Origin of the sequence: Mesorhizobium sp. M4B.F.Ca.ET.143.01.1.1 (assembly GCF_004792275.1) — a bacterium.
GTDB lineage: Bacteria > Pseudomonadota > Alphaproteobacteria > Rhizobiales > Rhizobiaceae > Mesorhizobium > Mesorhizobium abyssinicae.
The window spans coordinates 46017-68657 of sequence record NZ_SRSR01000013.1 but is presented as its reverse complement, the minus strand read 5'-3'; the positions used below and the strand labels follow the sequence as shown (position 1 = coordinate 68657).

The following is a 22641-nucleotide window of genomic DNA, read 5'->3' as shown; positions in this document are numbered from 1 at the left end:
CCGACCTGTAACAAGAATTGCTCCCTGCGACGCGCCGGACGGTTGCGGTCGGCCGGGATTCCGGCCAGAAGCATCGGCGGGCTGGACGACGGTCGAACAGCCAGCAACCGAATTCGAAACCAGTTACGGGAGACTATTGGGTGGCTCGCATCACACTGAGACAATTGCTCGACCATGCCGCCGAACACGGCTATGGCGTGCCGGCCTTCAACATGAACAACATGGAACAGGGCCTCGCCATCATGGAGGCGGCCGAGGAGACCAAGTCGCCGGTCATCCTGCAGGCCAGCCGCGGCGCGCGCGCCTATGCCAATGACGTGGTGCTTGCCAAGCTGATCGATGCGCTGGTCGAAATCCACCCCGACATCCCGGTCTGCATGCATCTCGACCATGGCAACAACGAAGCCACCTGCGTCACCGCGATCCAGTACGGCTTCACCTCGGTGATGATGGACGGCTCGCTCAAGGAAGACGGCAAGTCGCCGGCCGACTACGCCTACAATTCAGGCATCACGCGCCGCGTCGTCGACATGGCGCATTGGGGCGGCGTCTCGGTCGAAGGCGAGATCGGCGTGCTCGGCTCGCTGGAAAGCGGCGGCGGCGAGCAGGAAGACGGCCACGGCGTCGAGGGCGCGATCAGCCACGACCAGCTTCTGACCGATCCGGAACAGGCGGTGGAGTTCGTCAAGGACACGCATGTCGACGCGCTGGCGGTTGCCATGGGCACCAGCCACGGCGCCTACAAATTCTCGCGCAAGCCGGACGGCGCGGTGCTGGCGATGAACGTGATCGAGGAGATCCACCGCCGCCTGCCGAACATGCACCTGGTCATGCACGGCTCGTCGTCGGTGCCGGAGGATCTGCAGGAGATCATCAACAAGTACGGCGGCCAGATGAAGCCAACCTGGGGCGTTCCGGTCGAGGAGATCCAGCGCGGCATCAAGCACGGCGTGCGCAAGATCAACATCGACACCGACAACCGCATGGCGCTGACCGGCGCCATCCGCAAGGTGCTGACCGAGAACCCGAGCGAGTTCGACCCGCGCAAATACCTGACGCCGGCCATGGCGGCGATGAAGAAGCTCTGCAAGGAGCGCTTCGAGCAGTTCGGCACCGCCGGCAATGCGCCGAAGATCAAGCCGATCCCGCTGTCGGACATGGCCAAGCGCTACAAGGCGGGCAGCCTCGATCCGAAGTTCGGCTGAGTTACATCTGATCGAGAGTTCAAGGGCGGGAGCCATAGCGGCTCCCGCCCTTTTTCATTTTGGTCGCGGCCTCAGGTCCGCCCTGCCGGCGTCGATGAACGGCGTCCAGTAGTCGACCGATTCACGGATCATGGCGACGACCTGGTGATCGACCGGCTCGCGCTCGCGGAATGACAGTTCCAGGCAGATCTCGTTGTCGGTGCCGCCGCCGCGCCGCACCGTCTCCAGGAATTTCTCCGGAGTAATGCGGCCATCCCTGTTGTAGGCGGCGGTGAATGGCCAGTGGCCACCCTTGTTCATCGACGACTGCTTGATGTGGATGATCGGCGACTCTTTCGGGAAGGCCTCGGCCCAGGCGTAAGGGTCGATGTCGGCGGGGTTGCTGGAGGTGACGTCGCCATGGTCGATGTCGACCATCATCTGCAGCGGGATGGCCAAGCCCGCTGCCTCGATCTCCCGGTGCAGCGCGCGGCAGCTGTCGATGGTATGGCCGAATTCACGGCCGACCGACATCGGCTCCCAGAACAGGTAGGTGAGGCCAGCCGCCTTGGCATGATCGGCGACCTCGCGCCAGCATTCCATCGCGATGTCGAGCAGCCGGGCGCGGCGTTCGGGATCGTCGTAGTCCCTGTGGGTGAAGATCGCGAATTGCGTGCCGATGCCGCTGGCGCCGAGCTCGGCCGAGATGGCGGCGAAGGTCTTGAACCAGTCGATATAGTAGCGGCGCACGTCGGCATCGGGATGGCCGAAATGGTTGAGCCGACCATAGGGGCCGGTCATGCCGGACGTGATGCGCACGCCGGTGCGGGCAAGTGCTGCCTGGAACAGCCGGACGAACTTGGTGATCGTCGCCGCCGGCCAGCCGGGATTGACGAATTCATGTGTGAGCTGGACGTCCCTTATGCCGATGTCATAGGCGATGGCGTCGATCAGGTCGTCCGGATCGGCAAAGCGGTTGACCAGCGGATTGGTGTTGAGGGAGAGCGTGAAGGCCAAATTCCAGTCTCCTGTTCAGGCCTGCCCGACGGCGTGGCGATCGATGGCGCACGCACCCGAACTGCCGGCATGAAGCGCAATCATTGCAGCACGCTGCCGGCGCGCCGGTTGAGCTCCTGGCGGTATTTCTCGGCGTCCCAGTTCAGGAGCTCGGCATTCTCCTCGATGCTGAGATAGTTGACGCGCGCCGTCGGATCGACGCGGATGGCGACATCGGCAAGGCAGCGCGCCATCGCCTCGGCGCCGGCATTGGCATCCCGGCGCATCAATATGCCCTTGCCCGGGAAAAGGATGGAGGCGGGTGCCGGCTGCCCGCCGGCCGTTGTCCGCGCCACCACGGCAGCGGCATTCTCGTTCGGACCGGCGATCACCGAGCCTATGCCGAGGAAGATGACGTGGTCCGGGTAAAGGCTGCCCGACGCGGCAATCCGGCAACTGGCGAGATCGGTGGCGGCGGCATGGGCCTCGACCGTGACCGGAAGGCGGTAATCGCTGCCCATGGCCAGCCTGAGCAGCGCGTCGAGGTCCGGCGCCGGCGCCTTGCGCGGCGTGCGGGCAAGCAGGCCGGTAACGCGCCGCAGCAGCAGGTTTGCTTCGGCGACGGTGTCGGCGGCCACGACCAGCCCATGATTGCCGAGGACGAGGACGTCGGTGCGTGGCTTCAGCCGTTCGGCAATGCCCTGCGCCAGCGGCAGGCCCGGGCGGCGATAGGGCACGAAGGCCCAGTCGAGGCCGCGCAGCCGTTCCTCCAGCAGCGCCTCGGCGTTGGCCTGGACGGCGATGGCGATGGTCTCGACGCAGTGGACATGGACCACGACCTTTTGCGGCAGCAATGCATGCACCGTCGTCTCGATGGACGGCCGCAACTGGTGCGGGTTGAGCTCGGCAAGCGTGAATGCGGCGGCCTTCTCGGCCGCCGGGTCCTTGCGCGCGACGGCATCAAGCAACGGCGACAGCGCCACCGGCACCATGATGTCGGCTGTCGCCGCATTCATCAGCCAGGTGCCGGACGCCTTGATCCACAGCACACCGGCTTGCTTGAGCGAGGTGTTGCCACCGGCGCCCTGGACCAGCAGAGGATCGGCGCCAACACTGGCCGACAGGACACGCAACGCCTGCGATTCGGCGGCATCGTGATCAATGCGAGCTGCCATCAGCCGGCCTTTGCCAATCGGTTGGCGCACCAGTCCTCGAAGGCCCCTCTCTCGACGGCCGAGAGATGCAGGCCGTGCTTGGTGCGACGGTCGAGTATGTCGGCAGCGGTCGACACCCATTCATGCTCGAACAGGTAGCTCGCCTCGCGCTCGAAGAAATCCTTGCCGAAGCGCCGCCCGAGCTGGTCGAGCGATCCGGCATTGCCGACGAGTGAACGCGTGCGCGTGCCGTAGAGCCGGCCATAGTGCTTGAGCAGCGACGCCGGCATCCAGGGGTAGTCGCGGCCGAGATCGCCGAGGAACTGCTCGAAATCGGCATTTGCGATGTCGCCGCCCGGCAGATGCGCACCGGACGTCCACGCCTTGCCCATCTTCGGAAAGAACGGCTGGATGCGATCGAGCGCGTGCTCGGCGAGCTTGCGGAAGGTGGTGATCTTGCCGCCGAAGACGGAGAGCAGCGGCGCCTGCCCGGTCGGCGCATCGAGCTCGAAGATGTAGTCGCGCGTCACCGCGCTCGGGTTGTCGGCATTGTCGTCGTAGAGCGGCCTGACGCCGGAGAAGGAATAGACGACGTCGCCGCGCGTCAGCCCGCGCTTGAAGTAGCGATTGACCACCTTGATCAGGTAGTCGATCTCGCTCTCCTCCGCCGCCACGTCTTCCGGCCGCCCTTCATAGGGAATGTCGGTGGTGCCGATCAGCGCCAGGTCGTTCTGATAGGGGTTGATGAAGATGACGCGCTTGTCATTGTTCTGGACGAGATAGGCCTGCCGCCCTTCCCAGAATTTCGGCACGACGATGTGGCTGCCCTTGACCAGGCGGACGTTGCGTTTGGAGTTCTGCCCGGCGACGCGGTTGACGACGTCGTTGACCCAGGGACCGGCGGCGTTGATCAGGGCGCGCGCCCGCACCGCGGTCCTCACGCCGGTCCTGCCGTCGCGCATCTCGACCGACCACAGGCCTTTGTCGCGGCGGGCGGCGGTGCAAGTGGTGCGGGTGAAGACTTTCGCCCCGCGCTCCGCCGCGTCCAACGCGTTGATGACGACGAGGCGGGCATCGTCGACCCAGCAGTCGGAATATTCGAAGCCGCGTCTGAAAGCGTCCTTGATCGGCGCGCCCTCCGGCGCCGTGCGCAAGTTCAGCGTGCGGGTGGGCGGCAGCCGCTTGCGGCCGCCGAGATGGTCGTAGAGGAAGAGGCCGATGCGGACCAGCCAGGCCGGGCGATCGTCGGGGCTGTGCGGCAGCACGAAGCGCATCGGCCAGATGATGTGGGGCGCGGATTCCAGGAGCACCTCGCGCTCGATCAACGCCTCGCGCACCAGGCGGAACTCGTAATACTCGAGATAACGCAGGCCGCCATGGACCAGCTTGCCCGAGCGCGAGCTGGTGCCTTCCGCGAGATCGTCCTTCTCGCACAGGATGACGGACAGGCCACGGCCGGCGGCGTCGCGCGCTATGCCGGCGCCGTTGACGCCGCCGCCGACGACGAAAAGGTCGACAATGTCGCCGTCGCCGCTCATCTCGCCGAACCCTCTGCACAACGCTTCATGGCGGTCAGCACGGATTGACCGGCGGCAGGCCGGCGATGTAGCGGCGCACTTCCTCGGCCGCCTGCTCTGCCGCGTAGGTGACGGTGCGCACCGACGCGCCGGCGATGTGCGGGGTCAGCGTCACATTCGGCAGCTGCAGCAGCGGCCAGTCCGAAGGCACCGGCTCGATCGCGAAGGTTTCCAGCATGGCGCTGGCGATATGGCTGGAGACCAGCGCCTCGTAAAGCGCGTCATAGTCGACCAGCGGCCCGCGCGCGGTGTTGATGAAGATCACGCCGGGCTTCATGCCGGCGATGGTGTCCTTGTTGATCAGGCCGCGGGTTTCCGCTGTGACCCGGGAATGCAGGGTGACCACGTCGGAGCGCGACAGGAGTTCGTCGAGCGCGACCAGCTCGACGCCGGCATTGCGGTCGTCCGCGCTCAGCTGCACGTAGGGATCGCAGACCAGGACGCGGCAGCCGAAGGCGCGCAGCAGGCGCACCACTTTGGTGCCGATATTGCCGTAGCCGACGACACCGACGGTCATCTCGCTGAGCTCGCGGCCGGTGCGGTCGGCGCGATAGAGATCGCCGCGCCATTCGCCCTTGCGCAAGGCCTCGTGGCCGACGCGGATCAGCCGCGTCTCGGCGAGGATGGCGCCGATGGTGAATTCGGCCACCGCGCTCGCATTGCGGCCTGGAACGTTGACGACGCGGATGTCGTGAGCCTTGGCGGCGGCCATGTCGATGTTGATCGGTCCGCCGCGCGACACAGCGACCAGTTTCAGCGCCGGAAGGCGCCGCATCATTCCATCCGAGAGCGGAGCGAGCTGGGTCACCAGGATCTCGGCATCGCCGACAAAATCGACCACCTCGTCCGGATGGCCGAAATACTCCTTGACCTTGTCCAGGCCGAGCGCGGTGTTGCCGAACTCCATCGGCTCGTCGGGCCACGCTGTTTCCAGCGTGCGGATGTCGAGGCTGTTGCCGCAGGCCTTCTCGATCTCAGTCCGAAAGACCTCCGGAAGCATGAAACGGTCGCCGATGATCGCAATTTTCCTGTGCATGCTCGACTTCTCAATCTGCCTTGGTCGCGGCCATCGACCGCCAGACCGGGCGCAGCGCCTCGTGCGCCAATGTGTAGGATGGCGCCATCTTCTCGTAGATGGCGGCGAGTTCCGGGTCGCTCGGCTCGGCCTCGCCAAGCAGGGGGGTGACCCATTCGGCGACGCAATCGTCCATTGACCGGTAGAGGCCGACGCAGACCGCCGCGATCATGGCGGCACCCGCGGCGCCCGCCTCCTCGCGTTCGCTGGTTCGGGTGGAGGCGCCGACAGCGGCGCCGAGGATCTTGCGCAGCGCCGGGCTGCGCGCCGCGCCGCCGGTAAGGCGGATTTCCCTCGGCAGCGGCCCCATGGCGGCGTAGCAATCGCGCGAAGCGAAGGCGAGCCCCTCGAAGACGGCGCGCACCATGTCGGCATAGCCGTGGCGGGAGGAGAGGCCGACGAAGCCGGCCCTGGCATTGGCGTCGACGAACGGGCCGCGCTCGCCGGCCTCGGACACATAGGGCTGGTAGATCAGCGAGGCCGGCTTGGACGACGAAATCCAGCCATCGACCAGCGCGATCATCTCACCGTTCGAGCGCGAAATGCCTTGGGAGGCGAGGATGCCGGAAGCGAGGCCGAGCACCCAGTCGATGTTGAGGGTCGCCGCCATGTTCGACTGCAGTTGCGCGAAGACGCCCGGCGCCGGCATGGTCATGGTGTAGCCGGTCTTCGCCTCGTTGAGCTGCACCTCGTCCGGTGTCTCGGCAAGCCGCATATGCATGCCGGTGGAGCCGATGATGGTGCAGCCGGGCTTGTTTTTTCGGTCGAACAGGCCGGCGCCGAGCGCCGTGCAGACCACATCGACATAGGTCAGCACGACCGGCGTGCCGGCGGTGAGCCCGGCCGCGTCGGCCGCTGCCTTCGACAGGCCGGCGCTGTGCCTGGTGCCGTCGACGATCGGCGGCAGCAAATGCCTGAGATCGGCGACGCCGAGCACCTCGAGCACCTCGTCGCTGTAGTCGCGGGTGCGGAAATCGCCGAAGGTGAAGGTCCCTTCCGAGGGATCGGTGGCGCGCTCGCCGGTCAGCTTGAAATAGAGCCAGTCCTTGCAGTGGAACGCCGTCGCGGCCCTCTCGAGCATTGCCGGCATGTTGCGCTTCATGAAGACGAACTGCGATCCCTGCTGGCAGGCGGCAAGGCCGCTGCCGGTCCTTTCGAAGCGCAGCCGGTCCTCCGGCCGGGCGCGGATCTCCTCGACGATGTTGGCGGCACGCGCGTCGAGCCACAGCCAGCCCTTGGCGACCGGCTCGCCGGCCTTGTCGATCAGCCAGGTGCCGTCGCCCTGCCCGGTCACTGCAATGGCGATCACCCGGTTGGCGAGGTCCGGCACCTTGTCGGCCAACTGGCGCAAGGTGGTCGCCGTATCGGCCCAGGTGCGCGCCAGGTCCTGCTCGGCGCCACCTCCAGGCAGTGTCTCGTAGCGATTCGCCAGCGCGGTGGCCGCGATCTGCCGGCCCGCCCTGTCGAAGGCGACGGACTTGATGACAGACGTGCCGGCGTCGATGCCGATCAGCACATCCCGCATCAGGCAAGCTCCATCCCGTGCGAAATCGCCTTGCCGTCGGCCTGGTCGAAGACGTGCAGGTTCTTCGGATCGATGCTGACGTTGATCGGCGCCCCGAGCTCGAGGCGGGTGCGGTCGTGCTCGACCAGCACCAGCGATCCGCCGGCAAAATCGGCGGCGATGTGGGTCTGGTCGCCGAGCCATTGATTGGCCGAGACGGTGGCTGGCACGCCGTCCTTCGAGCGGCGCACCGCGTAGGGCCTGACGCCGATGACGACACGCTCGCGGGCGAGCAGCTGGTCGCGCACCGGGCCGCTGAAAGCATCCTTGTCGTAGTCGAGCGAGAGTCCGTCGGGGAGCTTCAGGCTGATCTTGCCGGCAGTCGTGCCGACAAAGGCTTCGAAGACATTCATCGGCGGCTCGCCGACGAAGGTGCCGGTGAACAGGTTCGCCGGCCGCCGCTTGATCATGTCGGGCGTGTCGAACTGCTGCAGCACGCCGCCTTCCATCACCGCGATGCGGTCGGCGAGCGCGTTGGCCTCGGTCTGATCGTGGGTGACCAGGATCGCGGTCAGGCCCCGCTCCTTGATGAAGTGCTTGATGCGGCCACGCAGCACGGCGCGCAACTGCGGCTCGAGCTGCCCCATCGGCTCGTCGAGCAGATGCAGGTCCGCCTCGCGGATCAAGGCGCGGCCGAGGCTGGCGCGCTGCTGCTGGCCGCCGGAAATCGAGCTCGGATAGCGCTCGAGGATGTCCTCGATCTCGAGCAGCTTGGCGATGCTGGCGACCTTGGCGTCGACGTCGCTCTTCGAAAGCCTTGCCGCCTTCAGGGCGAAGGCCATGTTCTCGCGCACGGTGAGCGGCGGATAGAGCGAATAGCCCTCGAAGGCCATCGCCACGTTGCGCTTGACCGGCGCCAGCGTGTGCACCTTGCGGCCGGCGACGGCGATCTCGCCACGCGAAACCTCCTCGAAGCCGGCGATCATGCGCAGCGTCGAGGTCTTGCCGCAGCCCGACGAGCCGAGCAGCGCCACGATCTCGCCCCTGGCGATCTCGATCGTCAGCTGCTTCACCGCATGCACGCCGCGGTCGATCGGGCCGTAGAATTTGTCGACGCCGGAAATGGTGAGAGCGCTGGCGCTCATGCCGCTTCTCCGCTGCGCAAGTTGACGATCCTGTTGGCGCCGATGCGCTCGCCGCTGGCATGATCGAACAGCAGCGCGCTTTTGCCGTCGACGGCGATATGCGCCTTGCCCTCAGTCTGGCCCGGCGTTCCAGCCGGGCGCGAAACCAGGATTTCACGGCCGCGCACGGTGCGCACCAAGGTGACGATCTTTTCGTTGAGCGGCGTCTCGGCCTCAACGGTCACCGGAACGGCGCCGGGCGTGCCCTCGCCGACGAAGCTCAGCGCCTCGGGCCGCAGGCCGATGACGCAGTCGCGCCCGACCGCCGCCTCATAGGCGCCGGCGAGATGGACCTGGACGTTCGACAGGCCGACATAGATGCCCTTGGCGTCGCGCGCCGGCTTGACGTCGAGCAGGTTGATGGTCGGGTCGCCGAACAGGCTGGCGATCTCGACATTGGCTGGCTCGCGATAGATCTGCTCGGGCGTGCCGAGCTGGCGGATGACGCCTTGCGACATCACCGCGATGCGGTTGCCGAGCGCCATCGCCTCCTTGTAGTCCTGGGTGACGTAGACGACGGTCGCGCCGCGATCATGCAGGAGCCGCGGCAGTTCGAGCCGCATCTCGAAGCGCAGTTTGGCGTCGACGTTGCGCAAGGGATCGTCGAGCAGAAGAATTGGCGGCGAACCGACCAGGGCGCGGGCAAGGGCTGTGCGCTGCTTCTGGCCGTTGGACAGCGCGCGCGGCTTGTGGCTCAGCACATGGTCTATCTTGAGCAGCTTGGCGACGCTTTCGACGCCGGACTTGATCGCGCCTTGCGAGGAGTGCCTGGCCTCGAGCGGCGTCGCGATGTTGTCGAAGGCGCTCATATGCGGGAACAGCGCGAAGTTCTGGAACGCCATGCCGACGCCGCGGAACTCGGCGTCGACATCGGTCATGTCCTCGCCGCCGATCAGGATCTTGCCCTCGTCGGGATCGATGACGCCGGCAATCATGCGCAGCAGCACCGTCTTGCCGGCACCCGACGGGCCGAACAGCACCAGCGTTTCGCCGTCGGCGACGCTCAGCGACAGATTGTCGAGGACCGTCTGGCTCTTGTAGCGCTTGACGACATTTTTGAGTTCGAGGCTGGCCATCGGAACTACCCTTTCACGGCGCCGAGCGACAGGCCTTCGACGAGATAGCGCTGCGCGTACAGCGCCAGCGCCAGCGTCGGCGTGATCGACAGCACGATCGCGGCCGAGATCTGGCCATACTGAATGCCGGACGAGGTGATGAAGGCGAGCGCGCCGACCGTCACCGGCTGCTTGTCGGCGGAGGCGAGCACCAGCGCGAAGACGAAATTGTTCCAGGCGAAGATGAAGGCGAGCAGGCCGGCGGCGGCGATGCCCGGCCCGGCAAGCGGCAGCGCGATCTTGCGGAAGGTGGCGAACCAGGAATGGCCGCCGATGCGGTAGGCGTATTCGATGTCGGCCGGGATGTCCTCGAAATAGCCGCGCACGATCCACAGGATGAGCGGCAGGCAGATCAGCTGGTAGACCCAGATCAGGCCGATATAGGTGTTGGCGAGGCCAAGCTTCTGGAAATAGAGCGTGAGCGGCAGCAGCACCAGCAGCGCCGGCGCGAAGCGGAACGACAAGAGCGTGAAGGCGATGTCCTCCGAGCCGCGGAATTTGTGGCGGGCGAAGGCGTAGGCGGCGGGCACGCCGAGCAGCAGCGAGACGGCAACCGAGGTCACCGACAGGAACACCGAGTTCCAGAGATTGCGCATGAAGGCGATGTCGAGCGTGCCGGCCGCCGTCACCAGCTTGCCGGTGATCAGCGCCGTGTAGTTGGCGAGCGTCGGCTCGAAGATCAGCTGCGGCGGGATGCGCAGGATGGTCTCGTTGGTCTGGAACGACATCATGAAGATCCAGGCGATCGGGAACATGAAGAAGATCACCACCAGCGTGAGCGCTGCGCCGCGTAGGATGCGTTCGAGAAGCGAGGTGTGTTCCATCCCTGCCGCCTATGCCTGGCCGCGGGCGCGTTCGCGCAGTCGGAGCCAGTTCTTGATGAAGATGTTGGAGAGGAAATAGGTGATCGCCCACAGGATGATCATCAGCGCCGCCGAGCGCCCGACATTGGTCGACTGGAAGAAGTTGAGGTAGGCCTCGACCTGGAACACGGTCAGCGTGTCGCCGGGGCCGCCTTGAGTCATCGCGTAGATGATGTCGAACTGCTGGATGGAATCGAGCAGGCGGAACAGCGTCGCCGTCAGGATATAGGGCGTCAGCATCGGCAGCGTGATGCGGAAGAAGACGAAGCTCCTCGGCACGCCGTCGAGCGCGGCCGCCTCGAAGGGTTGCGTCGGCAGGCTGCGCAGGCCGGCGAGCAGCAGGATCATGATGAAGGGCGTGTAGACCCAGATATCGACCAGAACGACGGTGAGCAGCGCGGTCGACGGCGAGGACGCCCAGCGGAAGTCCTGCAGGCCGATCAGGCTGGCAAGATAGCTCAGCACGCCGAAGCCGGGATTGGTCATCAGCTTCCACATCAGGGCGGCCAGCGCCGGCGCCGTCATCAGCGGCATCAAGAGCATGATCGAGATGAAGTTGTTCAGCGTCGAGCGCTTCTGCAACAGCATGGCGATGCCGAGGCCGAGCAGCAGTTCGAGCACGACGGTGATGCCGGCATAGAGCAGCGACACCTCGAGCGTGTTCCAGAACTTCGGGTCGGTGAAGAAGGAAATGTAGTTGTCGCCCCAGTTGAACTGCCTGGCCCATGGCTGGCTCAGCCGGTAGCGCTGGAAGGAATAGACCACCGAGGTCAGGAACGGGATCAGGATGCCGATGCAGACCAGGAGCGCCGGCAGGCTGAGGAGATAGGGCAGAACCCGCTTGCTGATCCTGAAGCCGGAGGGTCTGTGGACTGTCGTCGCCGCGGTCATCGCGCTCTTCCGTTATCCCGGTTGCTCCGCCCTGCCGGCCGCCCAAGGGAGCAAGGCGGCCGGTCGGGCGTTGGCGAAGCATACTGCTTCGCCTCGCGAGTGTCGTTGAGGGTCGCGGCTGGCCCGCGCTCGCGCGCCAGCCGCTGCCCGATATCAGCCGAGGCCGGCCTCCTTGAGCTGGCCGTTGATGCTCTCGGCCAGCTTGTCGAGGCCCTCGTCGATCGGCACTTCCTTGGCCACCATCTTCTGCAGCGTCGCGGCCCATTCGGTGGTGAGGTCGAAGAACAGCGGTTGCGCCGTGAACTTGATGCTGGCGCCGGGTGCCGAGGCGTCGAACATCTCGACATAGCCCGGGTAGCTCTTGTTCAGCTTCTCACGGAACACCTCGTCCTTCCAGACCGACTGCCGGACCGGATTGACGAAGTCCATCTTGGTGGCGCCGAACAGGCAGTGATCGAGCCCGGAAGCCCACTGCATGAAGTACCAGGTGGCGTCCTTGTCCTTGGAGAAGTTGGACATCGACAGCGACCAGATCCAGATGTTGGGCGTCGGCGCCTTGGCGGCCGGATTGGCCTTGAAGCCGGCGAAGGCGAGCTGGCCGGCCATCTTGTTGGTGCCGCCATTCATGAAGTAGCCGAGGATGTCGGCGTCGAAGATCATCGCCGAGGCGCCGGCGCCGAGATCGGTGCCGACCTGGTACCAGGTGTAGGTCGACCAGTCCTTCGGACCGCTCTCCTGGATCATCTGCACCCATTGCTTGTGGAAGGCCTTGGATTCGGCGGTGTTCATGGCGGCTGACAGCTTTCCGTCGGCCGATACGTTGAGGTCCTTCTGGTCGAAATTGGCGTAGGCCGACAGGAAGCCCGGATGGATCGTCGCCCAGGAGCGCGAGCCGCGCACGCCGATGCCGTAGACGCCGCCACCGACATCCTTGGTGAGCTTGGCGGCGGCCGCCACCATCTCGTCCATGCTGCCGGGAACCTTGACGCCGGCCTTGTCGAACATCGCCTTGTTGTAGGTGATGTTGTTCTGCTCGAAGCCCCACGGAATGCACCACTGCTTGGCGTCTTCCGAACCCAGCGCGCCGCCCGGCTTGCCGTTCCAGGCACAGGAGTTCTTGACGCCAGGCAGGAAGTCGTCCCAGGCATATTTCGGATTGGTCTTGGCCGGGTCCTTGATCCATTCGTTGAGGTCGGTGATCCAGCCGGCCGGGCCATAGGTCCAGGTCATGTAGGCGCCGGTCATGAAGGCGTCGTATTCGGAGGAGCTCGCCGAGAGCGCGGCGGTGACCTTGTCGAAATAGACGTCCTCCGGGAACACGTCATAGACGACGTTCATGCCGGTCAGCTGCTTGAAGTTGTCGAGGTCGGCGATCATCGCGTCGGCATAGGGGTGCTTGTTGAGCAAGAGCTTGATGGTCTTGCCCTTGTGCGCCTGCCAGTCGAAATCGGCGGCGAGCGCGCGGGTCTGGCCCATATTGAGCAGGACACCGGCGGTGCTTGCGGCGAGGCCCATGGCGCCCAGCCCCCTGATCAGTCCACGGCGGTCGACTTGTCCACGCAGGAACGCGTCGATCAGGTCTTTTTCTTTCTCATGCATGTCCTCTTCTCCTCCACAGGGTAGTTTCAACCAAAGCGGTGCCGGCTACCCGACCGGCGTCTGTTCCACGAGCGATCGCGCCGTCCGCTCGTCGGTTATCAGGCCCTTGAGATAACGGCCCTCCAGCACTGACTTGATGGCGCGAACCTTCACCTTGCCGCCGGCGACGGCGACGATCCTGCGGTTGGCGATGTCCTCGCGGGCAAGCGCCAGGGCGCGGCTGGAAACCGTGGTCGCCACCGGCTTGCCGGCCTCGTCGAAGAAATGGCCGAGCAGTTCGCCGACGGCGCCGTTGCGGCGGGTCTCCTCCATCTCGGCCTTGTCGATCATGCCGGTGGCGACCAGCGAGGCCTCCTGCTCGGCGGTACCGATGCCGGCCAGCAGCAGGTCGGCGGATTTCGCCAGATCGAAGACCTCGCTAATGCCCTTCTGGCCGAGCAGCACGGCACGATCCTCGACCGTGTTGGCGAACATCGGCACCGGCATGACATAGGCTTCGGCGCCGGTGCGCTCGGCGAGGCGATGGATCACGTCGTGCGGGTTGGCCGAGAACTTGCGCGTCAGGCCGCCGAGCAGCGAGACGAAGCGGATGCCGTCGGCCGAAATGCGCGGCAGGTACTCCACGCAAGCGGCGAGCGTGCGGCCGTGGCCGACGCCGATCAGCTTGTCCTCGCCGCGCTCGATCTCGCGCTTGAGAAACTGGGCGCCGGCAATGCCAAGCGCCTTGAGCGGCAGGTCTTCCGGATCGAAGTCCGGCACCACTTCGCAATAGTCGAGCCCGTAGCGGCCGGACAGCTCGTCCTCCAGCGCCACGCATTCAGAGATCTCGCCGTCGATATAGACCTTAACCAGCCCTTCCTGGTTGGCCTTGGTGATGAGGCGATGCGCCTTGAGGCTGGTGAGGCCGAGCCGCTTGGCGACCTCGGCCTGGGTCAGGCCGCCGGCATAGTGAAGCCAGGCGGCTCGAGCGGCCATGCTGGTCTCGTCATCGCGCAGGAGGCCATTGCCGAACCCAACCATTTCCGCCCTTTTGATATTTTTATCAGTTGCTGCAAAATTTTTCACAAGGCTTCGCCGGAGTCAAGCGGCGCCAGTCTCAAAATCGTGCGCGGGGTGCGACAGACGGCGCCAGTGCTCCTGGCCCGCCAAGGAACCTTCAGCCCGCCAGCGAGGTTGAAGTCGTTGGGAACAAGGAGCGCGGCGCGCCCGCGCCTCGTGGAACGATGTTCGAGCCGCTTTGCTGCGACATGCCGCTTCATCCGGGCTGGCCAGACCTGCTGGCGAGGCTTCTGCTCACGCTGCTGGCGGGGTTCCTGATCGGTCTGAACAGGGAGGCACGCGGCCATACCGCCGGGCTTCGCACGACGATCCTGGTCGGCCTTGCCGCCGCCATCGCCATGATCCAGGCCAACATGCTGCTCGATGTCGCCGGCAAGGGCACGGACTCTTTCGTGCGCATGGACGTTCTGCGTTTTCCGCTGGGCGTGCTCACCGGTGTCGGCTTCATCGGCGGCGGCGCCATCCTGCGGCGCGGCGATCTCGTGACCGGCGTCACCACCGCCGCCACGATGTGGATCATGACCATGATCGGGCTGGCCTTCGGCGGCGGCCAGTTCGGCCTTGGCGCGATCGCGACGGTGCTGACGCTGGTGACGCTGCAGGCGCTGAAATGGGTCGATCTCAGGATCCCGCGCGACCACCATGCGATCCTGGCGGTCTCGTGGCCGAAAGGCTCGCCGCCGGATCTGCGGGAAATGGTTCGTCCACTCGGCTATGACGCGCGCTTTGTCGGCATGGAACATGACGCCGGCCGTGACCGCTTCGTCCACACCTTCAATCTCGGATGGAAGCAGCCCGATGCGGTCGAACCGTCGATGGAAATCCTGGCCGTGGTCGGCCAGCACTGCGAAGTCGAGCGCTTCGAGCTGATCAGCGAGAAAGCAGGCTGATCATCGTTGAACGGCGGCGGCAGGCTTACTCGGCTGTCTTGGCTGCTTCGGTGTCGGCCCGGATCAGCTTGATGTCCGCCCCTGCCGCCCAGGCGCCGATGTCTTCCCGACGCAGCGCCGCCGCCATCATGTCCGGGAAATGGTCCGGGGTGCAGGCGAAAACCGGGATGCCCAGCGATGCGACCGACCCCGCCATTGCGGGATCATAGCCGGGACGGCCCTGATCGGTGAGGGCGAGAAGCACGACGACATTGACGCCCGACCGGACCAGCGCAGCCAACCGCTGCAGAAGCTCCTGGCCGTTGCCGCCCTCGTAAAGGTCGGTGATCAAGATGAAATGCGCCTTGGTCGGCCGCTCGATCCGCTCGGCGCAATAGGCGACAGCCTGGTTGATGTCGGTGCCGCCGCCGAGCTGGACGCCGAACAGCACTTCGACCGGATCGCTGAGTTCCTCCGTCAGGTCGACGATCGCGGTGTCGAAGCAGACGAGCTTGGTGCGCACCACCGGCAACGAGGCCATCACCGCGGCGAAGATCGAGGCGTAAATGACCGAGCTTGCCATCGAGCCCGACTGGTCGACGCAGAGCGTCACCTCGTCGAGGTCGACCAGCCGGCGCTGGCGCCGCATGAAGCCGACCAGTCTTTCCGGCACGACGGTCTTGTGGTCCGGCTGGTAGTGGCGGAGGTTCGCCGTAATGGTGCGCGGCCAGTCGATGTCGCGCTGCCGCGGCCGGTTGGTGCGCCGCGACCGGTCGAGCGCGCCGCGGATCGCCTCGGCGGTCTTCTGCTCGAGGCGCTGCATCAGCTTGGCGACGATGTCGGAGATGATCGAACGGGCGATGTCCTTGGTCTTGTCCGGCATCGCCGAACGCAGCGAGACCAGGTCGGCGACGAGATTGACGTCCGCCTCGATCGCCTTGAGGAACTCCGGCTCCATCAGCATTTGTTTCAGGTTCAGCCGCTCGAAGGCGTCCTTCTGCACGACCTGGACGACCTGCTCGGGGAAGAACGAGCGGATATCCCCCATCCATTGCGCGACGCGCGGCGCCGAGCGGCCGAGCCCGCCGCGCCGCTTGCGCGGATCGCCGGCCGTCTCGCCGCTGCCGTCGCCATAAAGCGCATCGAGCGCCGCCGAAAGCCGCCGGTCTTCCGCCGACAGTGCCGACGACGTTTCATCGTCGGCGCCGATCGCCAGCCGCCAGCGGCGCTCGCGCTGATCTTCGCTTGGGTCCGGCACGATCGCGTCATCATCCATGGCTGGGCTCCCCCGCGAGCAGCCTGCCGAGGAGACCAAAATGCCGGCGCCAGGCTTCGCCGCCATCGGGCGCCGGCGTCAGCCCGGTGGGCAGGCTGGCCCTGCGGCCGAGCACGGCCTCGATCAAACGCCGGCGCTCCATGCTGTCGAGGTTGGAGAAGACCCGGCGCAGCAAGGGCAGATGGGCGACGAAGGCCTCTTCGTCGAGTGAGGCAAGCCATGCATCGACGGCGCCGCGCAGACCCTCGTCATAGATCAGTCTTTGACCGGCGCCGCTGAAGAAACCCTCGAAGAAGGCGGCCGCTTCGATGACCGGCGTCCCCGGCGAGAGGCGCTTTGCCAAAAGGTCGGCCGCGTCCTCGGCGGAAAGCCGCCCGGCCTCGTAGAGCAGATGCGCCGCGCAACCGGCGACGAGCGCCGTCGATCGCGACGACTCGAGCACGGCCGCGAGGCCGTTGCGCCAGGCATCCACGACATCCGCGCCCGGCTCCACCAGCCTGATCGCCTCGTCGGCCTTGCGCAGCGCGCCCATCAGCGCCGCGGCCGCCTGCGCATCAAGATCGCGCGCGGCGTAGGGCAGCGCGATCGAGCCCTCGACGATCAGCCGTTCCAAGAGGCCAGCAAGACGTTCGGTCTCGGTCTTGCGCGCTTCGCCATAGCGGATGATGTCGGCCAGCGGCGGCACCGAGGCCAGCAGTTCCAGGCACTCGCTGCTGTGCGCCGCCTTTTGCTCCAGCGCGACGAGGCCGGCGGCGGAGGCTTCACTGAGAGCCGCCGTGATGGCGCTCTGGACCAGCGTGGCAAGGGTGTCGAGCGTCGCGGCGGCACCGATCATCTGGACCAGGCGGCCGTTGGCGGCCTTTTCGATAGTCGGGCCATGGACCAGGTTCTCGACCAGGCGAACGGCATATTCCGGCTGCCAGGCCAGCACCCATCGCTCGCGGAAGGTGCCGCGGCTGCGCCCGGTGTCGGTCAGCTTGCCCCAGCTCACGCCAAGCACGTTCAGCCGGTGCAGCAGCGTCGACCGAAACAGCCCGCTCTCGCTGCGCAGGTCGATGGAGAGTTCCCGCTCCAAGGCCTCGGGCTTGAGCCGCGCCGCTTTCTGGTTGCGCTGCAGGTCGTCGATCAGCGGCGCCAGCGGCGTGTCAGGCGGAATCTCGCCGACATCGGCGCCGAGCAGCAGTTCGGCCTCGACCATCTTCCACAGCAGGGCCTCGCCGTTGAACAGGGCCGAAATCGAAGCGTCGCGCAGTTCCTCGAAACCCGGCTTCGGCCGTTCGCGGATGGCGGCGAGCGTCCGCGCCAGCCGCTCGGCCTCGATCAGCGATGCCGTCGAAATCATGTGGCCTTTCGCCCTGAGAACCGATGCAATCCGCGCCAGCCACAGGATGGAAGAGTCGCCCTGCCCGCGCGTCTGCCACAGATGCTTGCACCAGCCGGGCGCGACGACACCGGCGCCGTAGCCATAGCCGAGCGCCAGGCGCGGCCCCGTCCATGGCGCGAAGGTCATCATGGTCTTGCGGCGGGCCATTCCCTTGAGCAGCGCCTGGTCGCTCTTTTGCGTATGGGCAGCCCGCAGGGCCGGCACATGCCAGGCGCCACAGACGACCGCCAGCGGCCCATCGAACTCTTTTCGCGCGGCGGCGATTTCCAGCCGCATGTGCGCCTCGCGCATCGCCTCGAACTTGCCGATCGCCCCCTCGCCGTCGCGCAGCGTCGTCATCGCGTCGGCGATAGCCGCGAAGATCGGCCCCGGCGCGGGATTCTGCTCGATGATGTCGGACCACCAGCTTTCGCCATCCTCGTAGCCGGCGGCGCGCGCCAGCGTGCCGATCGGATCCTGGATGCGCGTCGCTTCCTCGCCTTGCTCTTCGACGGGTTCCGCTTCGGCGGCATCGGTGTCGGCCGGACTTTCTGGCGCCATCTCGGCCAACCGCGCCGCGGACGGCAGGTCGATGAAGCGCAGCGCCGCCTTGTTGGCGACCGCCCACAGCGCCGCCTGATATTCGGGCGAGAATTCGGCGAAGGGCCAGAAGCTGGTCGCGGCCGGATCGTCCTCGGGATAGCAGAGCAGTGCCACCGGCGGCTTCAATTCGGGACTGGCGAGCAGCGGCAGCAGCGGCGACGCATCGACCGGCCCCTCGATCAGCACCGCGACCGGCTGCAATTCCTGCAACGCCTTGACCAGGCTCTCGGCAGAGCCCGGACCGTGGTGGCGTATGCCGAAATAGCTGATGCCGTCCTCAGTCATGGCTCAGATGGCCGCGTTGAGCGCCGCGTAGTAGCCGGCATAGTCCGGCCGCTTCTTCAGCACCGTCTCCAGATATTCCTCCAGCACCACCTTGTCCTGCACAGGATCCTTGACGATGGCGCCGACCAGGCTTGGCGCCAGGCCTTCGGCGTGGAGCTTGCCGCCGTCGAACCAAGCCGCCTGGCTGAGGCCGCTGACCATCGTGGCGATCGCCTCGGCGGTGGAGAGCGAGCCCGACGGCGTCTTCAGCGTCACCTTGCCGTCGGCGGTCGCGCCGGAGCGCAACTCGCGGAAGATGGTGAGCACCCGGGCGATCTCCTCGCCGACATTTTTCGGCACCGGCAGGTCCAGCCCGCCGGCCATCTCGCCGACGCGCCGGGAGACGATCGAGACCTCTTCCGCCATGTCCTCGGGCAGAGGCAGCACCACGACGTTGAAGCGACGCTTCAGCGCCGATGAGAGCTCGTTGACGCCCTTGTCGCGATTGTTGGCGGTGGCGATGATGTTGAAGCCGCGCTGGGCGTAGATCGAAGTGTTCAATTCCGGCACCGGCATCATCTTTTCCGACAGCACGGTAATCAGCGTGTCCTGCACGTCGGAACCCATGCGCGTCAGCTCTTCCAGCCGGCAGAGCTTGCCCTCCTGCATGGCGCGGTAGAGCGGCGTCGGCACCAGCGCCTCCTGGCTCGGGCCCTTGGCCAGCAGCTGGGCATAGTTCCAGCCATAGCGGATCTGGTTCTCGTCGGTGCCGGCGGTGCACTGCACGATCAGCGTCGAGTTTCCCATGATGGCGCCGGCGAGATGTTCCGAGACCCAGGATTTCGCCGTGCCCGGCACCCCGAGCAGCAGCAGCGCCCTGTCGGTGGCAAGCGTCGCGATAGCGGTTTCCATCAATTGGCGGCGGCCGACATATTTTGGCGCGATCGGCGTGCCGTCGCTTGCCTTGCCGCCCATCAGGTAGGTCAGCACGGCCTTGGGCGACAGGCTCCAGCCGGCTGGCTTCTGGCGGTCGTCGCCCAGCGCGAGCGCCTGCAGTTCGGCGGTATAGACCTGCTCGGCCGGAAGGCGGATGGCTGCGTTCATGCGATCATCTCCGGGTTTCGTCATCTGTCGTATTGGGGAGGATTATCGGCCAGCGCCGCGTTGAGCCGCAGCAGGCCGAGCGATGGCGATGCGGGCGGCAGGCCGGCGGTGACGACCTCGCCGATCAGTTTCTCCGCCGTCGCCGCCGTGGCGAGAAAGCCTATGGCCTCGAGATGCTGCTCAGCGCTTCGCTTCATGACGTCGTTGTCACCCGAGACTGCGGCGCGCAGCGCCGAAAGCGTCTTGCCTTTGGCGAGGTCGCCCCAATCCAGCCAGCCTGCTTCTACGCCTTCGACCAGGTTTAGCGCGTGCAGATTTTGTGCGTCATTCAGGATCTGACTGATCAAAAGACGCTTCCTGCCGCTGTCCAAACGCAACATGAGCTGGAGGGCGAGAAGCGGAAGCTTGCCGCCTTCGGCGACAAGCCTATCCGCCAAACAGGCCACCGCCGCATCGCTGCCGGACACCGAGACCATTAGAACGAGAAAACGATCGGCATTGTCATCGACGCCGAACTGCCATGCGCTGATGAAATCAGGCTCTGTCTTGCCGAAGCGAGCAACAAGATCGCCGAAGTAGCAGGAAGCGAACAAGTCGGCGCGACGGGCCTGTTGCGCAGGCGATTTGAGTTTCATCGGTGCGTAGGTGGTGCGGCGGCGAATGAAGCCGGATTTGCCTTCCTCGATGAAGGCGGCGAGCTCGGCTGTCGGATCTTCCGACCCGCCATCAGCCTGATTGCCATGCTCCCCCAGCCTTGCCAGCAGCCGGCCGGCCAGTTCGCGCACCTTGCCGGAGCGATCGGCGGACAGGCTCTTAAGGAACGGAACGTCGTCGGCACCCAGGCCGAAGCGCATGAGTTCAACCAGCGCAAGCCTGACCTCCGCCGACTCGCTTGCCCCCTTGGTCTCGATCAGCGTCCGCGCCAGAGCAGGCGTGGTGCGCCGCAAATCGACCAGCGCGGTACGGCGCGCCGCTGGATAGAAGTCATCCCAGGTCTCCGCTGTCAGCTGCTCGCGCCGGGACTGTTTCTCGCCATCCGCGCCTGCCTGCCAGTCGACCCAGGGGGCATAGACCTCGGGACTTTCCTGATCCGAGGCAGCGGGCATCCAATCCATCGGATGCAGCACGAAGCCTCGGCTGGCGACGAGCGTGGCCACGCGGGCCTTGAGCCTCGCATCGGCCGCATATTTCAATGCGGCGCGCAGCAACGGCCGCAGCCGTTCCGGGATCATCGGCATGGCCAGCGCCGGCAACGGCGGGCGCCGCTTCAGGGTTTTCGGCGCTGCCGGGCGAAGCGCGACATCGAGCGCCTGCGCGGCAATCGCCAACAGCCGCCGCTCCTGCTCGTCCGGGTTGGCCGCTGCCGCCACTTCCTTCCATTCTGCAGGGGCAAGTTCGAAAGCGGCGCCGCCGGAAATCCAGCCGTCGCGCAATCTCGCCAGCCCTGCCTGCTCGGGCTCGTTCACGACAGATCGAGCCTCCCCATATTGCTCTGCGACGCCAGCAGCTCCAGCCTGGCGCCGTTCCAGAGCGCGGCCGTGGCCGCGAGATCGAGGCCCAGCAAGGTCCGGTTGACCGAGCCCTCGACAGGCAGGGCAATGCCGTGCGGATCGTTCGCCGCCTGCCACCACGCGCCGTCCTTCTCGTCCAGCGCGATCGCGCCGGCCGGCAGGATGACCGGGCAATCCGACAGCCATGGCGCACCGTCCTGGAAAGCGGCATAGGCGGCAAGCGGATCGCCGGCGTCCGAGGCGAAAGCTGGCCATGCACCGGGCGCCGCATCGCCGAGCCGCTCCGCGACCAGCGCCCGCAGCGGAGTGCGCGATGGATAGAATACCAGCCTGGCCTTGAAGCGATCGCCCGGCGCGAAGGCGCCTGAGCGCCGCCCGGCCGAGGCCGGGAAGAAGTCGAGCAGGACGGCAAAGCGCGGCGCCGGGCTCTGCAGATCGAGCAGCCAGGTCGCATGGCTGACGAGGCCGTCGCGGCGGGTCTCGATCTTTTCTCCCAGCACCTCCCAGTCGCTCGCGACCTGGACGGCATCGGGGTTGGCGAGGACCTGCTCGCGCGTCTCAGATGTCGACACAAGTCGTTTCAGCTCGGGATCATCGGGCGTGGCGCGCCAGGCCTTGGCGAGCAGCACCAGCTTGCCCAGCTCGCGGATCGCGGCATCCGGCTTCTCCTCGCCGCGCAGCGCCATCAGCCGCGCCGGCAACTCGTCGATGCGGCCGGCAAGCGCGGTCGCCTTGAGGTCGACAAGCCGGGCTGCAATGCGGCGGCAGCGCTCGCTGCAGGCATCGACGAACCCGGCAAGGCCGAGCCGGAGCTGGTCGGCTATCCATTGATCGAGCTCGTCCAACGCCGCCGAGACCGCGCTTCGCGTATCCTCTGCCCGCTTGCGCTGTGCCGCCTCGCGGCGTTCGGCGGCCGCGGCATCCTCGACCGGGGCGCTCTCGTCCGGCCGCGATGCCTCGTCGATGCTTTTGCCTTCGGCGCTGGCCGCCGATTGTGCTGGCTGCTGCCCGGTCTTGCGGCGGCGTCCGAGCCAGTCATTCACCCATTCCGGCGTCTGATCGACGCGATCGAAGCTGGCCGGCGCGGTGGCGCCGATCCACATCAGCCCCAATATGTGCTTGCACGGGAATTTTCGCGATGGACAGGTGCATTTGTAGCCATGGTCGCCGGTGTCGAACGCGACACGATAGGGATTCGATCCCGAGCCCTGGCATTCCCCCCAGATGAGCCCCAGTTGCTCATTCATCTCCAGGCGCGGCCAGTTCGAGCGCTTGGTCAGCTTGGAGGCGGCGCTGAGCGAGGCCTGGTCAGGGGCAAGCGCTTCAATGGTTTTCAGGTCCAGTTGCAAGCCCGCGCCTCTCATGACCCCGAAGCATGATACCGCGACGATAGATAGCCGTTTGCGGCGCGCTGGTGTAGCTCCAACTGCCGCAAAGTTTTACCCGCGAC

General features: G+C 66.2%; 18 protein-coding genes. 2 read left to right on the top strand and 16 right to left on the bottom strand.

The features are described 5' to 3' along the window. Positions 1 to 140 precede the first annotated feature (140 nt). Positions 141 to 1205, top strand: a complete 1065-nt coding sequence (fba, locus tag EN786_RS26520) for a class II fructose-bisphosphate aldolase (RefSeq protein ID WP_127310708.1) — start codon at positions 141 to 143, stop codon at positions 1203 to 1205. Positions 1206 to 1259: 54 nt separating this feature from the next. Here fba and EN786_RS26515 read toward each other — a convergent pair whose 3' ends face one another. The 11 genes from EN786_RS26515 to EN786_RS26465 all read right to left on the bottom strand — a co-directional run bounded on the left by EN786_RS26515 (position 1260) and on the right by EN786_RS26465 (position 14162). Further along, entirely contained in the window at positions 1260 to 2201 is a 942-nt protein-coding gene (locus EN786_RS26515; protein WP_135909034.1) for a TIM barrel protein, read from the bottom strand. Positions 2202 to 2281: 80 nt separating this feature from the next. Continuing rightward, positions 2282 to 3355, bottom strand: a complete 1074-nt coding sequence (locus EN786_RS26510) for a class II aldolase/adducin family protein (protein WP_135909032.1) — start codon at positions 3353 to 3355, stop codon at positions 2282 to 2284. Then, on the bottom strand, positions 3355 to 4872 hold the full coding sequence (locus tag EN786_RS26505) for a glycerol-3-phosphate dehydrogenase (RefSeq protein ID WP_135909030.1): 1518 nt from the start codon (positions 4870 to 4872) through the stop codon (positions 3355 to 3357). Before EN786_RS26505 ends, EN786_RS26510 begins: the two co-directional genes overlap by 1 nt. Positions 4873 to 4906: 34 nt before the next feature. After that, entirely contained in the window at positions 4907 to 5947 is a 1041-nt protein-coding gene (locus EN786_RS26500; RefSeq protein WP_135909028.1) for a 2-hydroxyacid dehydrogenase, read from the bottom strand. 10 nt (positions 5948 to 5957) lie between these two features. Next, entirely contained in the window at positions 5958 to 7511 is a 1554-nt protein-coding gene (locus EN786_RS26495) for an FGGY-family carbohydrate kinase (RefSeq protein WP_127312100.1), read from the bottom strand. Continuing rightward, entirely contained in the window at positions 7511 to 8635 is a 1125-nt protein-coding gene (locus EN786_RS26490) for an ABC transporter ATP-binding protein (RefSeq protein ID WP_135909025.1), read from the bottom strand. Before EN786_RS26490 ends, EN786_RS26495 begins: the two co-directional genes overlap by 1 nt. Next, on the bottom strand, positions 8632 to 9750 hold the full coding sequence (locus tag EN786_RS26485; protein ID WP_135909023.1) for an ABC transporter ATP-binding protein: 1119 nt from the start codon (positions 9748 to 9750) through the stop codon (positions 8632 to 8634). Before EN786_RS26485 ends, EN786_RS26490 begins: the two co-directional genes overlap by 4 nt. Positions 9751 to 9755: 5 nt before the next feature. Next, complete coding sequence (locus EN786_RS26480; protein ID WP_127284685.1) at positions 9756 to 10613, bottom strand: carbohydrate ABC transporter permease; 858 nt, start codon at positions 10611 to 10613, stop codon at positions 9756 to 9758. Between the two features lie 9 nt (positions 10614 to 10622). Next, positions 10623 to 11543: a sugar ABC transporter permease gene (locus EN786_RS26475; RefSeq protein WP_126056079.1), complete on the bottom strand. Its 921-nt coding sequence runs from the start codon at positions 11541 to 11543 to the stop codon at positions 10623 to 10625. A gap of 153 nt (positions 11544 to 11696) precedes the next feature. After that, complete coding sequence (locus EN786_RS26470) at positions 11697 to 13142, bottom strand: extracellular solute-binding protein (protein WP_127284684.1); 1446 nt, start codon at positions 13140 to 13142, stop codon at positions 11697 to 11699. Between the two features lie 45 nt (positions 13143 to 13187). Next, positions 13188 to 14162, bottom strand: a complete 975-nt coding sequence (locus EN786_RS26465) for a sugar-binding transcriptional regulator (RefSeq protein WP_127284683.1) — start codon at positions 14160 to 14162, stop codon at positions 13188 to 13190. A gap of 203 nt (positions 14163 to 14365) precedes the next feature. Between EN786_RS26465 and EN786_RS26460 the strand changes: the two genes are divergently transcribed. Next, positions 14366 to 15091 carry an MgtC/SapB family protein gene (locus EN786_RS26460; protein WP_127310132.1) on the top strand — a complete coding sequence of 242 codons (726 nt, stop codon included), beginning with the start codon at positions 14366 to 14368 and terminating at the stop codon, positions 15089 to 15091. 25 nt (positions 15092 to 15116) lie between these two features. Here EN786_RS26460 and EN786_RS26455 read toward each other — a convergent pair whose 3' ends face one another. Genes EN786_RS26455 through EN786_RS26435 form a run of 5 tightly spaced genes read right to left on the bottom strand, consistent with a single transcriptional unit; the run spans position 15117 to position 22540 of the window. Further along, positions 15117 to 16346, bottom strand: a complete 1230-nt coding sequence (locus tag EN786_RS26455) for a VWA domain-containing protein (protein ID WP_127310133.1) — start codon at positions 16344 to 16346, stop codon at positions 15117 to 15119. Beyond that, positions 16339 to 18597: a DUF5682 family protein gene (locus EN786_RS26450; protein WP_127310134.1), complete on the bottom strand. Its 2259-nt coding sequence runs from the start codon at positions 18595 to 18597 to the stop codon at positions 16339 to 16341. The genes EN786_RS26455 and EN786_RS26450 overlap by 8 nt, the downstream gene beginning before the upstream one ends. Positions 18598 to 18600: 3 nt before the next feature. After that, positions 18601 to 19680 carry an AAA family ATPase gene (locus EN786_RS26445; RefSeq protein WP_127310135.1) on the bottom strand — a complete coding sequence of 360 codons (1080 nt, stop codon included), beginning with the start codon at positions 19678 to 19680 and terminating at the stop codon, positions 18601 to 18603. Positions 19681 to 19700: 20 nt separating this feature from the next. Then, positions 19701 to 21146, bottom strand: coding sequence for a DUF5691 domain-containing protein (locus tag EN786_RS26440; protein ID WP_135909021.1), 1446 nt, complete (start codon positions 21144 to 21146; stop codon positions 19701 to 19703). Further along, positions 21143 to 22540, bottom strand: coding sequence for an SWIM zinc finger family protein (locus EN786_RS26435; RefSeq protein WP_127310137.1), 1398 nt, complete (start codon positions 22538 to 22540; stop codon positions 21143 to 21145). Before EN786_RS26435 ends, EN786_RS26440 begins: the two co-directional genes overlap by 4 nt. Positions 22541 to 22641: the final 101 nt, after the last annotated feature.